The organism is Streptomyces sp. NPDC051662 (genome assembly GCF_040681655.1).
In the GTDB taxonomy this organism is placed as follows: Bacteria; Actinomycetota; Actinomycetes; order Streptomycetales; family Streptomycetaceae; genus Streptomyces.
This window is the reverse complement of record NZ_JBFAZD010000007.1, coordinates 218,960-235,480: the sequence shown is the minus strand read 5'-3', so window position 1 is coordinate 235,480 and position 16,521 is coordinate 218,960. Positions and strand designations below refer to the sequence as shown.

General features: G+C 73.8%; 1 protein-coding gene. It reads right to left on the bottom strand.

From position 1 onward, the window contains the following. Nucleotides 1-41: 41 nt before the first annotated feature. Nucleotides 42-16,517 carry a type I polyketide synthase gene (locus tag AB0M67_RS14645; protein WP_365745707.1) on the bottom strand — a complete coding sequence of 5,492 codons (16,476 nt, stop codon included), beginning with the start codon at nt 16,515-16,517 and terminating at the stop codon, nt 42-44. Nucleotides 16,518-16,521 lie beyond the last annotated feature (4 nt).

Genomic DNA, 16,521 nt, shown 5'->3' with positions numbered 1-16,521 from the left:
CCTTCCTCAGATGTATCGCGTGCGAAGGGAGTGGGCCCCTGTCAGGAATCCGTTGACCTGCCGAGCTCGTTGTCGATGAAGGCGAGGATCTCGTCGGTGCTCGCGGCCTCGATCCGCTCGGTGACCACCGTCGCGCCGGTCTCCTGGGCGGCTCCGTCCCAGCGCGCGAGGAGCCGGTGCAGCCGTCCGGCGATCCCGGCCCTGGTGACCTCGTCGAGTTCGCCGTCGGCGAGCGAGGCCTCCAAGCGGTCGAGCACCGCGAGCGGCGAGCCGTCCGTGCCCGAGGTGTCCCCGCCGAACAGCGCCGGTGTCAGATGCCGGGCGACGGCGAGCGGGGTGGGGTGGTCGAACACGAGGGTGGCCAAGAGCCGTACGCCCGTGGCCGCCGTCAGCCGGGTGCGCAGCTCCACCGCCATCAGCGAGTCGAAGCCCAGCCGGCTGAAGTCCCGGTCGGCCGGGACGGCGTCCGGGGTGGTGTGTCCCAGTACGGCGGCGGTCTCGGTCCGTACCAGCTCCACCAGGGCCGCTTCCCGCTCCGGCGCGTCGAGCCCTTCCAGCCGCCGGGCCAGACCGGTGGCACGGCTGCGGGTGGCGGCCGTACGGCGCTTGGCGCGCGGCAGTCCGCGCAGAAGCGCGGGGACCTCGGCCGCGGCGGTCGCCGTCTCCCGGCCCGTGCCGCGGGCGATCCGGGCCGGTACGACCAGTGCCTCGTCGCGGACGCTCGCCGCGTCGAACAGCGCGAGGCCCTGTGCCACCGACAGCGGGGTGAGATCCGAGCGGGCCATCCGGCGCAGATCGGTGTCGCTCAGGGTGCCCGTCATACCGGTGTCCGAGGTCCAGGGGCCCCAGGCGAGCGAGACGGCGGGCAGGCCGAGAGCGGTGCGGTGCGCGGCCAGCGCGTCCAGGAACGTGTTGGCGGCGGCGTAGTTGCCCTGTCCCGGTCCCCCGGTGACACCCGCGGCCGAGGAGTACAGGACGAACCCGGCGAGCCCGGGGGCGAGTTCGCGGGTCGCCTCGTGCAACTCCCAGGCCGCGTCGGCCTTCGGACGCGCTGTCCGCTCGACCAGCGCGGGGGTGAGCGAGCCGATCGTGGCGTCCGCGAGCACACCGGCGGTGTGCACCACGGCGGTCAGCGGGTGTTCGGCCGGTACGGCGGCGAGCAGCGCGTCGAGCGCCGTACGGTCCGCGACATCGCAGGCGGCGACGGTCACCTCGGCGCCGTGGGCGCTCAGTTCGGCCCGCAGTTCCTCGGCACCCGGCGCGTTGGGGCCGCGCCGCCCGGCGAGCAGCAGATGCTTCATGCCGTGCGCGGTCACCAGATGCCGGGCGAGCGCGCTGCCGAGGCCGCCGGTGCCGCCGGTGATCAGCACCGTACCGTCGCGGTCCCAGGGCCGGACCCGGTCCTGGGGCGGGGTGCCACCGCTCTCGGGCAGCCGGGCGAGCCGCGCGACCCGTACGGCGCCGTCGCGCAGCGCCGCCTGGGTCTCACCGGCGTCCAGCAGTCCGGGCAGGGCGGCGAGCGCCTCGCCCAGGGCCTCGGGGCCCTCGCGGTCGTCGGTGTCGAGCAGCAGGAAGCTGTCGGGCTCCTCCGACTGGGCGGTGCGGACCAGGCCCCATACGGGGGCGGCGGCCAGGTCCCGTACGTCCTCGGCGCCGACGGCGACCGCGCGCCGGGTGACGAACACCAGCCGCGATCCGGCGCTCCGCCGGTCGGCGGACCAGGCGTGCAGCAGGTCCAGGACGGCGGCCATGGTGGTCCGCGCGGCCTCGGGGACGTTCCCGGCGCCGGACGGGTCACCGAAGACCGGGGCCAGGACGACGTCCGGCAACAGCTCATCGCCGTCGAGGAGTTCGGCCAGCGACGCCGCGCGTACGGCGGGCACCGCGCCCGCCGGGGCCGCCGCGTCCAGCGCGGTCGCCAGGCCCGCCGGGTCCGCGCCGACGACCGCCCAGCGGAGGCCGGCCGGGGACGCGGAGGCCGCCGGGGCGGGCGCGGTCTCCCAGACGACCCCGAACAGCGAGCCCCGCTCTCCGGTGGCTCCCGCCGCGACGGGAGCCGTGGCGCAGGCCGCGACGGCGGCCGGACGGAGGGCGAGCGAGCGTACGGAGATCACCGGTGCGCCGTCCACGTCGACGGCCGCCAGTGCCACGGTGTCCTGGCCGGTGGCGGTCAGCCGTACCCGCAGCGCCGTGGCGGCGCCCGCGTGCAGGGTCAGTCCCCGCCAGGCGAACGCTTCGACATCTCCGGCCAAGGCGTCGGCATCGGCATCGGTGTCCAGCAGTGCCGCCGCGCGGACGGCGGTGTCCAGCAGCGTCGGGTGGATCGTGAACCCGCTCTCCCCGCCCGTCTCTTCGTCCAGCAGGACCTCGGCGAACACCATGCCGTCCCGCCGCCAGGCGGTGCGCGGGCCGGTGTCGTCCTGTTCGAGGTCCAGGGCCTGGGCGCCCTTGGGCGGCCAGACGGAGGTGTCGAACTCCCCGTCCGGTGCCGCCGTCCCGTCGGCGGCGGCCAGCACGCCGGTGGCGTGCCGGGTCCACGGCAGGTCCGGTCCGGCCTCGGGGCGGGCGTGCACGTCCAGGGGGCGGCGGCCGGTCCCGTCGACGGCGCCCACCCGCACCTGGATCCGTACCGCGCCCTGGTCAGGTACGAACAGCCCGCTCTCCACGGTCAGTTCCTCGACCCGTTCGCAGCCCACCTCGTCCCCGGCGCGTACGGCCAGCTCGGCGAAGGCCGCCGCGGGCAGCGGCACGGGCCCGTCGGAGGCTCGGTGCGCGGCCAGCCAGGGCTGCTCGGGCAGCGACAGCCGGCCCGTCAGCACCACCTCGTCGGAGCCCGCCACCGTCATCGCGGCGCCCAGCAGCGGATGTCCGGCGGACACCAGACCGAGGCCGGAGGGGTCGCCCGCGGCGGCCGGGGACACCGAGGGCCAGTAGCGCTCGCGCTGGAAAGCGTATGTGGGCAGCTCCACCCGCCGGGCGCCCGTACCGGCGAAGATCGCGGCCCAGTCGGTGCTGACCCCGTGCGCGTGCAGCTGGGCGAGCGCGGTGACGGCGGTCAGTTCCTCGGACCTGTCCTTGCGCAGAACAGGTACGACCACGGCGTCGTCCGGCACGGAAGCGCGGACCAGCGCGGAGAGCACGCCGTCCGGGCCCAGCTCCAGGAAGGTGCCGACTCCCTCGCCGACGAGGGTCCGTACCCCGTCGGCGAAGCGGACCGCCTCACGGACGTGCCGTACCCAGTAGTCGGCGGAGCACAGTTCACCGGCCGTGGCCGGCTCACCGGTCAGATTCGAGACGACCGGGATACGGGGCGCCTCGAAGGCGGTCTTCTCGGCGACCGCCCGGAATCCGTCCAGCATCGGGTCCATCAGGGGCGAGTGGAACGCGTGGCTCACCGGGAGCCGGGTCGTCCTGCGTCCCCCGGCGGCCAGGCGTTCCGCGGCCTTCAGGACCTGGTCCTCGGCGCCGGAGATCACCACCGCCGTGGGTCCGTTGACGGCGGCGATCGCCACCTCGGCGGAGAGCAGCGGCCGTACCTCGTCCTCGGTGGCCTCCACGGCGACCATGGCACCGCCCCCGGGCAGCGCCTCCATCAGCCGGGCGCGGGCCGCGACCAGCCGGGCCGCGTCCGGCAGTGAGAACACCCCGGCCACATGGGCCGCGGCGATCTCACCGATCGAGTGCCCCGCCACGAGGTCCGGGGTCACCCCCCACGACTCCACCAGCCGGAACAGCGCCACCTCGATGGCGAACAGCGCGGGCTGGGTGTACGCGGTGCGGTTCAGCGTCCCGGCGTCGTCGCCCCAGATCACCTCGCGCAGCGGACGGGGCAACTCCCCGTCCAGATGGGCGAGTACGGAGTCGAGCGCGTCGGCGAAGACCGGGAAGCGCGCATAGAGCTCGCGGCCCATTCCCGGCCGCTGGCTGCCCTGGCCGGAGAAGAGGACGGCCGTCGGACGCTCCACCGCCACTCCCCCGGCGACCCGCGGCGCCGACGCGTCCGCGCGGTCGCCCGGGGCGATGAGCACGGCCCGGTGTTCGAAGGCCGTCCGGCTCTCGGCCAGCGAGAGACCGAGGTCGAGCGGGGAGAGCCCGGGGCGGTCCGCCACGAAGGAGCGCAGCCGGTCCAGCTGTGCGTCCAGCGCGGCTTCGCTCTTGGCCGAGACGAGCCAGGGCACGACGGCCGGCGCCACCTCGGGGGCCGGGGCCGGCGCCGGCGGCTCGGCCATGGGTGCCTGCTCCAGGACCACATGCGCGTTGGTGCCGCTGATCCCGAAGGACGACACACCGGCCCTGCGGGCATGCCCGGTCTCCGGCCACTCCCGCTGCTCGGTGAGCAGCTCCACCGCTCCTGAAGCCCAGTCGACCCGGGTCGAGGGCTCGCTGATGTGCAGCGTCCTGGGCAGCCTGCCGTGCCGGAGCGCCAGCACCGTCTTCAGCACACCCGCGACGCCCGCGGCGGCCTGGGTGTGGCCGAGGTTGGACTTCACGGAGCCCAGCAGCAGGGGCCGCTCGGGGTCCCGGTCACGTCCGTACGTCGCGAGGAGGGCCCCCGCCTCGATGGGGTCGCCCAGGGTGGTGCCGGTGCCATGGGCCTCGACCGCGTCCACGTCGGCGGGGGTCAGACCGCCACTGGCGAGGGCCTGGCGGATGACCCGCTGCTGGGAGGGGCCGTTGGGCGCGGTGAGGCCGTTGGACGCGCCGTCCTGGTTGACGGCGGACCCGCGCAGCACGGCCAGGATCTCGTGGCCGTTCCGCCGGGCGTCCGACAACCGCTCGACGACCACCACGCCGACGCCCTCGGACCAGCCGGTGCCGTCGGCCGAGTCGGAGAACGCCTTGCAGTGCCCGTCCGGGGCAAGACCGCCCTGGCGGGTGAACCCGGCGAAGCTGGTCGAGGTCGACATGACCGTGACCCCGCCGACCAGTGCCATGGAGCACTCGCCCGCGCGCAGCGCCTGGGCGGCCCAGTGCAGCGCGACCAGGGAGGAGGAGCAGGCGGTGTCCACGGTGACGGCGGGGCCCTCGAAGCCGAAGGCGTAGGAGAGCCTGCCGGAGATGACGCTGGCGGCCAGCCCCGTGCCCGCGTGGCCCTCCACGTCCTCGTTCGCCCGGAGGATCAGATTGGCGTAGTCCTGGCCGTTGGTACCGACGAAGACCCCGGTCCGGCTGCCGCGCAGCGAGGCCGGATCGGTCCCGGTGCGCTCGAACGCCTCCCAGGCGGTCTCCAGCAGCAGCCGCTGCTGCGGGTCCATGGCAAGGGCCTCGCGGGGCGAGATGTCGAAGAAACCCGGGTCGAAGTCGGCGGCCTCGTAGAGGAAACCGCCCACGCGTGTCGCGCTGCGGCCCTGGCCGTCCCCGGCGAGGACATCGAGGTTCCAGCCACGGTCCGTGGGGAACTCCGCGATGCCGTCGCGGCCTTCGGTGAGCAGCTGCCACAGATCCTCGGGCGAGCGCACCCCACCGGGGAAGCGGCAGGCCATGGAGACGATGACGACCGGGTCGTCGGTGACCGCGGCGGTGGGCGGTGCGCCGGCCCCGGCCGGCTCCCCCGTCTCTCCCGTCTCCCCGGACTCGCCGGACTCGCCGGTCTCGCCGGTCTCGCCGGTCTCGCCGGTCTCGCCGCCGAGCAGTTCGGTGCGGAGATGGCCGGCGAGCGCGTGCGGGTTCGGATAGTCGAAGACCAGGCTCGCGGGCAGGGCCAGACCCGTCATCTCCGTGAGCCGGTTGCTCAGTTCGACGGCGGTCAGCGAGTCGAAGCCGAGATCGCGGAAGGCCTTGTCGCCCCTGATCGCGTCGGCTCCGGTGTGACCGAGCACGGCCGCCGCCTGGGTACGGACGAGGGTGAGCAGTACGGCGGTCCGGTCGGCCCCGGTCGCTCCGCGCAGCCGCTCGCGCAGCCCGGACGCGGCCGATTCGCCCTCGCGCCGCGCTTCCCGTACGGCCGTCAGCGCCTTGCGCGCCTCGGGCAGATCGGCGAGCAGCGGGCTGGGGCGCAGACTCAGCAGGGCGCTCAGCAGCCGTGGCCGCTGGAGGTCGGCGAGGACCACGGTCGGCTCGGGCTCCACCACGACGCGCTGCAGCGCGGAGACCGCGAGGGCGGGGTCGAGCGTGCCCGGTCCCGTCTGCCGGTCGGAGGGGGCGGAGTGGGCCGCCATACCGCCGCCGTCCCAGGCGCCCCAGGCGATCGAGGTCGCCGGCAGACCGAGCGAGCGGCGCCGCTCGGCCAGTGCGTCGAGGACGGTGTTGGCGGCGGCGTAGTTGGCCTGGCCGGGGTTGCCCACGGCGCCCGCCACCGAGGAGAACAGCGCGAACACCGACAGATCGAGGTCACGGGTCAGTTCGTCGAGCAGCAGCGCCGAGGCGACCTTGGCGCGGAACACCGTCTCGAACCGCTCGGCCGTCAGCCCCGCGAGCACCCCGTCGTCCAGGACGCCCGCCGTATGCACCACCCCGGTCAGCGGGGTGTCCTCGGGGACGGCGGCGAGGGCCCGTGTCAGCTGGTCCCTGTCGGCGGCGTCGCAGGCGGTGAGGGTGACCCGCGCGCCGAGAGCGGTCAGTTCCGCCCGCAGTTCCCCGGCGCCGGGCGCTTCCGGGCCACGGCGGCTGAGCAGGACGAGATGCGGGACGCCCTCGCTCGCCAGCCGGCGCGCCACATGGGCGCCGAGCGCGCCCGTACCGCCGGTGATGAGCACGGTGCCGGACGGCTGCCACCGCTCCTCGGCGGCACCGGGGCGCTCCGTGCTGGGCGCGGGCGTCATCCTGCGGCCGAACACGCCCGAGGCGCGGACCGCCACCTGGTCCTCGCCGTCCCGGCCGGCCAGGACGGCGATGAACCGCCGTACGGACCGCTCGTCCAGTTCCTCGGGCAGATCGGCCAGCCCGCCCCACTGGCGGGGGTGTTCGAGCGCCGCGACCCTGCCGAGGCCCCAGACGGCGGCCTGCGCCCGGCCGGTGGGCGGCTCGGAGTGGATGGGTGAGACGGCGCCGCGCGTGACGGCCCAGAGGGGGGCCGCGATGCCCGCGTCGCCGAGCGCGCGCAGGAGCGCGGCGGTGGCGATCAGTCCCGCGGGGACACCGGCGGGACCGGCCGACTCGTCGAGGGCGAGCAGCGACACCACCCCGGCGATCTCCGCCGGGGCGTCCGAGGCGGCCTCCGTGAGCCGGGCGACCAGGCCGGTGCCGTCGGCCGTGCCGGTGCCTTCAGCCATGTCGGTGCCGTCGACCGTGCCGGTGCCTTCAGCCGTGCCGGTGCCAACCCGTACGGCGGCCGGGCCGAGCCCGTCGATCAGTGCGGTCACCCACGCGTCGGCGATCCCGGGCGCGGGCGCCAGTACCAGCCAGGTCCCGGACAGCGTCGCCGCGGAACCGCTGACCGTCAGCGGCTTCCAGCTCTGCCGATAACGCCACGCGTCCACGGCGGAGCGGGTCTTGCGCCGGGTACGCCACGACGACAGCGCGGGCAGGACGGCCCCGAGCGAGTCGCCGTCCACGTCCAGTCCGGCCGCGAGGGATTCCAGGTCCTCCCGCTCCACGGCGGCCCAGAACTCCGCGTCGGCCGGGTCCGTACCGTCGGCGGGCGTGGCGGCGACCACCTCGGGCCAGAACCGTTCGCGCTGGAAGGCGTACGTCGGCAGATCGACCCGCCGGGCGCCGGTGCCCGCGAAGACGCCGGCCCAGTCGACGTCGGCGCCCACGACATGCAGCCGGGCCAGCGCGGTGACGAGTGCGGCTTCCTCGTCGCGGTCCTTGCGCAGCGCCGGGACGACCACGGCGGTGGCGGGCAGGGACTCGCGTGCCAGGGCGGAGAGCACCCCGTCCGGGCCCAGCTCCAGGAATGTACCGACGCCCCGGTCGCGGAGCGCGCGCACCCCGTCGGCGAAGCGCACGGCCTCGCGGACATGGCGTACCCAGTACTCGGCCGAGCACAGCTCGCCGACCGACGCCGGAGCGCCCGTCAGGTTGGACACGACGGGAAGCGTCGGCTCGGCGTAGGCGAGCCCCTCCGCGACGGTACGGAACTCATCCAGCATCGGCCGCATCAGCGGCGAGTGGAACGCGTGCGAGACGCGCAGCCTGCTCGTCCTGCGGCCCTGGGCCTCCAGTTGGGCCGCGACGTCCAGCACGGTGTCCTCCGCGCCGGAAATCACCACGGACGAGGGGCCGTTGACGGCGGCGACGGACACCTCGCCCGACAGCAGGGGAAGCACCTCGTCCTCGGCTGCCTGGACAGCGACCATCGCACCGCCCGGGGGCAGCGCGGCCATCAACCGCGCACGGGCCACCACCAGCCGGGCCGCGTCCTCCAGCGAGAACACCCCCGCCACATGCGCCGCCACGATCTCACCGATCGAATGACCCGCCACAAAGTCCGGCCGTACACCCCACGACTCCACCAGCCGGAACAACGCCACCTCGACCGCGAACAACGCCGGCTGAGTAAACCCCGTGTCATTCAGCGGCTCGGCGTCATCACCCCACATCACCTCACGCAGCGACCGCCCCAACTCGGTTTCCAACGCGGCCAGTACGGAGTCCAGCGCCTCCGCGAACACCGGGAAGCGCTCATACAGCTCACGCCCCATCCCCAGCCGCTGACTGCCCTGACCGGAGAACAGCACCGCCGACGACCCCTCGGTGGCCAGGCCCCGGGCGACGTCCACGACGCCCTCGTCGGTCGCCAGCAGCACCGCGCGGTGCTCGAAGAGCGAACGGCCCGTCGCCAGCGAGTGGCCTGTATCCGCCGCCGGGATCTCGGGGTGCTCCCGCGCGAAGGCCCTGAGCCGGTCGAGCTGTCCGTCCAGCGCCGCCTCGCTCTTGGCCGAGACGAGCCACGGCACGGCGCGCGGGGCGGCCCCGGGCGTGACCGGCCCGCCCTCGGCGGTGTCCCGCTCCGGTTCGGGCAGCTCCGGACCGGCCTGCTCCAGCACCACATGCGCGTTCGTACCGCTGATCCCGAAGGACGAGACGCCCGCCCGGCGGGCGCGTCCTGTCTCCGGCCACGCGGTGGTGTCGGCGAGCAGCTCCACGGCCCCCGCCGACCAGTCGACATGGCTTGACGGTTCGGTCAGATGCAGCGTCCTCGGGAGCGTCCCGTGCCGCAGCGCCATCACCATCTTCACCAGGCCGGCCGCGCCCGCCGCGGCCTGGGTGTGACCGATGTTGGACTTCACGGAGCCGAGCAGCAGCGGCAGGTCCCGCTCGCGGTCCTGGCCGTAGGTGGCCAGCAGCGCCTGGGCCTCGATCGGGTCACCGAGCGGGGTGCCGGTGCCGTGCGCCTCCACCGCGTCCACCTCGGCCGGGGAGAGCCCGGCGTTGGCGAGCGCCTGCCGGATCACGCGCTGCTGCGCGGGCCCGTTGGGGGCCGTCAGACCGTTCGAGGCACCGTCCTGGTTGACGGCGCTGCCGCGCACGACGGCCAGCACCTGGTGGCCGTTGCGCCGCGCGTCCGACAGCCGCTCAAGGACCAGCACGGCCGCGCCCTCGGACCAGCCGGTGCCGTCGGCGGAGTCGGAGAACGCCTTGCACCGGCCGTCACCGGCCAGTCCGCCCATCCGGGAGAAGCCCGCGAAGTTCGCGGAGGTGGTCATCACCGTCACACCGCCCGCGAGAGCGAGTGAACACTCACCGCCGCGCAGCGCCTGGGCGGCGAGGTGCAGCGAGACCAGGGACGACGAGCAGGCCGTGTCGACCGACATCGCCGGGCCCTCCAGGCCCAGCGCGTAGGCCAGTCGGCCGGAGACGACGCTGACCGCGAGCCCGGTGGTGGCGTGGCCCGCCATGTCGTCCTTCGAGCGCATGACGAGGCCGACGTAGTCCTGGCCGCTGACGCCGACGAAGACACCGGTGCGGCTGCCGCGCAGGGTGGCCGGGTCGATGCCCGCGCGTTCCGCCGCCTCCCAGGAGACTTCGAGCAGGACGCGCTGCTGCGGGTCCATGGCAAGGGCCTCGCGCGGCGAGATACCGAAGAATCCGGCGTCGAAGTCGGCGACGTCCCGCAGGAATCCGCCCTGTCCCCCGACCGCGCCGATGGACGCGTCGGTCTCCCAGCCGCGGTCGTCGGGGAAGCCGGAGATGGCGTCGCCGCCGGAGAGCACCAGCTCCCAGAGTCCTTCGGGGGACTCCACGCCGCCGGGGAACCGGCAGCTCATGCCGACGATCGCGATCGGGTCGTCGGTGGTGCCGGCGCTGTCACGCGATTCGCGCGCGGTGACGGCCGCGACCTCGTCCTCCCCGACCAGCTCGTCGAGGAGATACGCGGCGAGCCTCGCCGGTGTCGGGTAGTCGAAGATCAGCGTGGCGGGCAGTGTCAGTCCGGTGGCGGACGCGAGCCGGTTGCGCAGTTCGACGGCGGTCAGCGAGTCGAAGCCGAGCTGCCTGAACTCCCGTTCCACGGCGATGGCCTCGGGCGAGGAGTGGGCGAGCACCACCGCGGCCTCGGCGCGTACCAGGTCGGTCAGCAGCCGGGGCCGCTCGTTCGCGCGCAGCGCGGCCAGCCGCTCGACGAGTCCCGCGCGGGACACCCCCGCGGCTCCGCTCTTCGCGGCGCGGCGGCCGGTCCGTACGAGTCCGCGCAGGAGGGCCGGGACACCGGCCGCGGCCGGCACGGCGCCACCGCCGATGGAGAGCGGGACGATCAGCGCCTCGTCGCTCGCGGTGGCGGCGTCGAACAGCGCCAGGCCCTGTGCCACCGAGAGCAGCGGCATTCCGGAGCCGCTGCTCACCCGGCGTACGTCATGGTCCTCCAGCGTGCTGGTCATGCCCACGCCCTGTTCCCAGGCGCCCCAGGCCAGCGAGAGCGCGGGCAGCCCCTGGGCACGGCGGTAGGCGGCCAGCGCGTCGAGGAAGGTGTTGCCTCCCGCGTAGTTGGCCTGTCCGGGGCTGCCCATGACCCCGGCCGTGGACGAATACACCACGAACGCGGCCAGATCGAGATCCCGGGTCAGCTCATGCAGATTCCACGCCGCGTCGATCTTGGGACGCAGCACAGCGGCCAGCCGTTCGGGGGTGAGCGAGCCGATGACGCCGTCGTCCAGCACGCCCGCCGTGTGCACCACGGCCGTCAGCGGATGCTCGGACGGTACGGACGCCAGCAGTTCGGCGAGTGCTTCCCGGTCCGCCACGTCGCAGGCGGGGACCGACACCTCCGCGCCCAGGGTACGCAGCTCCGCGGCCAGCTCGGCCGCTCCGGGGGCCGCCACTCCGCGCCTGCTGGTGAGCACGAGGTGCCGTACGCCCCGTTCGGCCACCAGGTGCCGTGCCAGTACGCCGCCCAGACCGCCCGTGCCACCGGTGATCAGGACCGTACCCTCGGGGTTCCACACGGCCGGCATCGTGAGCACGATCTTGCCGACATGCCTGGCCATGCTCATGAAGCGGAACGCGTCACGTGCCCGCCGTACGTCCCAGGACCGCACCGGCAGCGGCTCCAGTACGCCGCGCTCGAACAGCCCTTCCAACTCGACCAGCATCCGTTGGATGCCCTCGGGGCCGACCCAGCCGAGGTCGAAGGCCTGGTAGTCCACACCCTCCGGCACATCTGCGGCATCCCGGATATCGGTCTTGCCCATCTCCAGGAACCGGCCGCCCGAACCGACCAGCCGCAGTGACGCGTCCACGAACTCACCGGCCAGCGAGTTCAGTACGACATCGACGCCCCCACCACCCGTGACCCCCGCGAACGCCGCCTCGAACTCCGTCGTACGCGACGACGCGATGTGATCATCGGCGACCCCCAATGACCGCAGAACATCCCACTTGCCCTCACTCGCCGTCGCGAACACCTCAGCACCCAGATGATTCGCCACCTGAATCGCCGCCATACCCACACCACCCGCACCGGCATGGATCAGCACCCTCTCCCCACGCCGCAACCCGCCCAGCTCCACCAGCGCGTGATACGCGGTCAGGAACACCAGCGGCATCGAGGCCGCCGTCTCCCACGACCAGGTGTCCGGTACGCGGGTCATCATGTGCTCGTGGCCCACCACATGGGTGCCGAAGCCGCCGAAGAGCATGCCCATGACCCGGTCGCCGACCCGCAGATCGGTCACGTCGGGCCCGGTCCCGACCACGACACCGGCTGCCTCTGAGCCGAACAGCCCGGCGTCGCCCGGGTACATGCCCAGGGCGTTGAGGACATCGCGGAAGTTCACTCCGGCCGCGCGGACCTCGATCCGTACGTCGCGGCCGGTCAGCGGTTCGAGTACCTCGGGGAACGGAGCCAGGGTCAGTCCGTCGAGGCTGCCCTTGGCCCGGCTGCCCAGCCGCCAGGGCATCCCGGCCGGCGGCACCAGGCCCGTGCCCGACTCCAGCCGGGCGAGCCTGCCGACGCGCAGCGCGCCCGCGCGCAGCACGGCCTGGGGCTCCTCGGCGGCCACCAGCCCCGGCAGCGCCGGGAGTACGGCCGCCGAGTCGGCGGTGTCATCGGCGTCCACCAGCAGGAACCGGCCGGGGTTCTCGGCCTGCGCCGAGCGCACCAGACCCCATACGGAGGCGGCGGCGACATCGGTGACGTCCTCGGCGCCCTCCTCGACGGCGCCTCGGGTGACGAACACCAGCCGCGAGTCACCGAAGCGCTCCTCGGCCAGCCACTCCCGCACCAACGTCAGTGCGTAGCGGGCGAGTTCATGTGCCGACTCGGCGCCGCGCGCGCTGTCGCCGCACAGCGGTACGACCACGATCCCCGGCACCGCCGCGCCGTCGCGGGAGGTCAGCTCGGCCAGGGTGCGCGCCGGGGCGCCGAGCTTGGCGGCGCCGGTCGAGGCGAGGGCGGCGCCCAGGCCCAGTCCGTCCGTGCCGAGTACCACCCATTCGGTGTCCTCGGAGACCTTCTCCGGGGTGCCGGGCACCCAGTCGACGCGGAAGAGCGAGTTCAGCTCGTCCCGTCGGCCGCTGTCGGCCGCCTGGGGGCCCGCCGCCCGCAGGAGAAGCGAGTCCACCGAGATGACCGGTTCGCCGTGGACGTCGACGGCGGCCAGCTGGACGGAGTCCTGACCATTGCTGGTGATCCGGACACGCAGGGTCGACGCCCCGGAGGCGTGCAGGGAGACCCCGTTCCAGGCGAACGGCAGCAGACTGCGGTCGTCGCCGTCCGCGCTGGCGAACACGGTGCTGTGCAGGACGGAGTCGAGCAGCGCCGGGTGTACGCCGAAGTCGTTCGCGTCGCTGACACCGCGGTCGAGGGCGACCTCGGCGAAGATCTCCTCGCCCCGGCGCCAGACCGCGCGCAGACCGCGGAAGACCGGGCCGTAGTCGAGTCCGTTGGCCGCGTAGCGGTCGTACAGACCCTCGATGTCCACCACGGTCGCGCCCTTGGGCGGCCATACGGACCCGTCGAAGCCGAGGATCCGCTCGCCGCCGCCGATCCGGCCCGAGGCGTGCAGGGTCCACTCGTCGTCCGGCGCGTCGGCGGGGCGGGTGTAGAAGCGCAGTTCGCGGCGGCCCTCGTCATCGGCGCCGCCGACGGAGATCTGTACCTGGACGGCGCCGGTACGGGGCAGGATGAGCGGCGCGGCGAGCATGAGTTCCTCGACGCGGTCGCACCCTGCCTGGTCGGCGGCCCTGATCGCCAGTTCGAGGAATCCGGTGCCGGGGAAGAAGACCATCCCGCTGACGACATGGTCGGCCAGCCAAGGATGGGTGGCCAGCGAGAGGGTGCCGGTCAGCAGGAGTTCGTCGGAGCCCGCCACGGACATGGCGGCGCCGAGCAGCGGGTGATCGGCGGAGGCCAGTCCGAGACCGGTCGCGTCGGCCGGCCGGAAGGTCGTCTTCGGCCAGAACCGCTCGTGCTGGAACGCGTACGTCGGCAGATCCACCAGCCGGGCGCCGGTGCCCGCGAAGAACGCGGGCCATTCCACGCGCACGCCGTGGACATGCAGCTGGGCCAGTGCCGTGACGGCCGAGGTCTCCTCGGGGCGGTTCTTGCGGAGCAGGGGTACGGTCACGGCGCCGTCCGGTACGGACTCCTGGGCCATGGCCGACAGCACCCCGTCCGGGCCCAGCTCCAGGAAGACGCTCACGCCCTGCTCGCCGAGGGTGCGTACGCCGTCGCCGAAGCGGACGGCCTCGCGGACATGCCGTACCCAGTACTCGGCCGAGCACAGTTCCTCGGCCGACGCCGGAGCGCCCGTCAGATTCGATACGACGGGGATGACCGGCTCGGCGTAGGCGAGGCCCCGCGCGACGGCGCGGAACTCGTCCAGCATCGGGTCCATCAACGGCGAGTGGAAGGCGCCCGAGACCCGGAGCCTGCTCGTCTTGCGGCCCTGCTCCCCCAGCCGTGCCGCGGCCTTGAGGACGGCGTCCTCGTCGCCGGAGATCACCACGGAGGCGGGGCCGTTGACGGCGGCGACGGACACCTCGCCCGACAGCAGGGGAAGCACCTCGTCCTCGGCGGCCTGGACGGCGACCATCGCACCGCCCGGGGGCAGCGCGGCCATCAGCCGCGCCCGCGCGACCACGAGCGTGCAGGCGTCCTCCAGCGAGAACACCCCCGCCACATGCGCCGCCGCGATCTCACCGATCGAATGACCCGCCACGAAGTCCGGGACCACACCCCACGACTCCACCAGCCGGAACAACGCCACCTCGACCGCGAACAACGCGGGCTGAGTAAACCCCGTGTCATTCAGCAGCTCGGCGTCCTCACCCCACATCACCTCACGCAGCGGACGGTCCAACTCCCCGTCCAGTTGGGCCAGTACGGTGTCCAGCGCCGCCGCGAACACCGGGAAGCCCTCGTACAGTTCGCGGCCCATTCCGAGCCGCTGGCTGCCCTGCCCCGAGAAGAGCACGGCGCTCTTGGTACGTCCCGCGACCGTGCCCTCGACCGCGCCGGCCGCCGCGCCGCTCTCGATCCAGCTCCTCAGCGCCGCGCGTCCCGCCCCGCCGTCCTCGTCCGCGACGACCGCGAGGCGGTGTTCCAGGCTCGCCCTGGATGTGGCGAGGGAGAGCGCGGTGTCCAGCGCGCGCGTACCGGGCTCGTTCTCCAGCCTGTTCAGCAGCGCGGTCGCCTGGTCGCGCAGCGCCTCGGCGGTCCGCCCCGAGACGACCCACGGCAGCGCGATCGCACCGCGGGCGGGGGCGGCCTCGTCCTTCCGCGCGGGGGTCCCCCCGGTGCTCGGCGCCTGCTCGATGATCACATGCGCGTTGGTGCCACTGACCCCGAACGAGGAGACACCCGTACGGCGCGGACGGCCCGCGTCCGGCCACGCGCGCGCCTCGGTGAGGAGTTCGACCTTGCCCGCCGACCAGTCGACGTGCGACGACGGCTCGTCCGCGTGCAGTGTCTTCGGCACCACGCCGTGCCGCATCGCCATCACCATCTTGATGACGCCCGCGACACCCGAAGCGGCCTGGGTGTGACCGATGTTGGACTTGACCGAACCGAGCAGCAGCGGGTGCTCCCGGTCCTGGCCGTAGCTCGCGAGCAGGCTCTGCGCCTCGATGGGGTCGCCCAGCGGGGTGCCCGTACCGTGCGCCTCCACGACGTCCACCTCGGCCGGGGTGAGTCCCGCGTTGGCGAGCGCCTGCCGGATCACCCGCTGCTGCGAGGGACCGTTGGGCGCGGTGAATCCGTTGGAGGCGCCGTCCTGGTTGACGGCGGAGCCCCGGATCACGGCGAGGACCGGGTGTCCCTCGCGCTGCGCGTCCGACAGGCGCTCCAGCATCAGGACGCCCGCGCCCTCGGACCAGCCGGTGCCGTCGGCCGACTCGGAGAACGCCTTGCAGCGGCCGTCCCTGGCGAGCCCGCCCTGTCGGCTGAACTCGATGAGCGAGCCGGGGGTGGACATCACATTGACGCCGCCGGCGAGCGCCAGCCCGCATTCGCCGTTGCGCAGCGACTGCACGGCGAGATGGAGGGCGACCAGGGAGGACGAGCACGCGGTGTCGACGGTGATGGCCGGGCCTTCGAGCCCGAGGGTGTACGAGAGCCGGCCGGACACCGCGCTGGCGGCGATACCGGTGCCGACGTCGCCGGTCGCGTCGTCCAGCGACCTGACCAGCAGGTAGGCGTAGTCCTGGCCGTTGGTGCCGATGAACGCGCCGGTACGGGTCCCGCGCAGCCGGGTGGCGTCGATACCCGACCGCTCGATGGCCTCCCAGGTGGTCTCCAGCAGCAGCCGCTGCTGGGGGTCCATGGTGACGGCCTCGCGGGGCGAGATCCCGAAGAAGCCCGGGTCGAAGTCGGCGACCGTGCTGAGGAATCCGCCCTGCTGGCTGACGGAGGTGTCGCGCTCGTCGGTGGTGCTGTCGCGCAGCGCGTCCAGGTCCCAGCCCCGGTCGGCGGGGAATCCGGAGATGGCGTCGGTGCCGGCGGCGACGAGGTCCCAGAGTCCTTCCGGGGAGTGCGCCTCGCCGGGGAACCGGCAGCTCATTCCCACGATGGCGATGGGTTCCTTGGCGGCGGCGACGAACATCCTGTTCTGCCGCCGTAGCCGCTCCGTCTCCTTCATCGCGGCGCGCAGTGCTTCCACGACGTCGGCGTTGGGGGCCTTCTCGGTGGGGGCGTTCATTCTC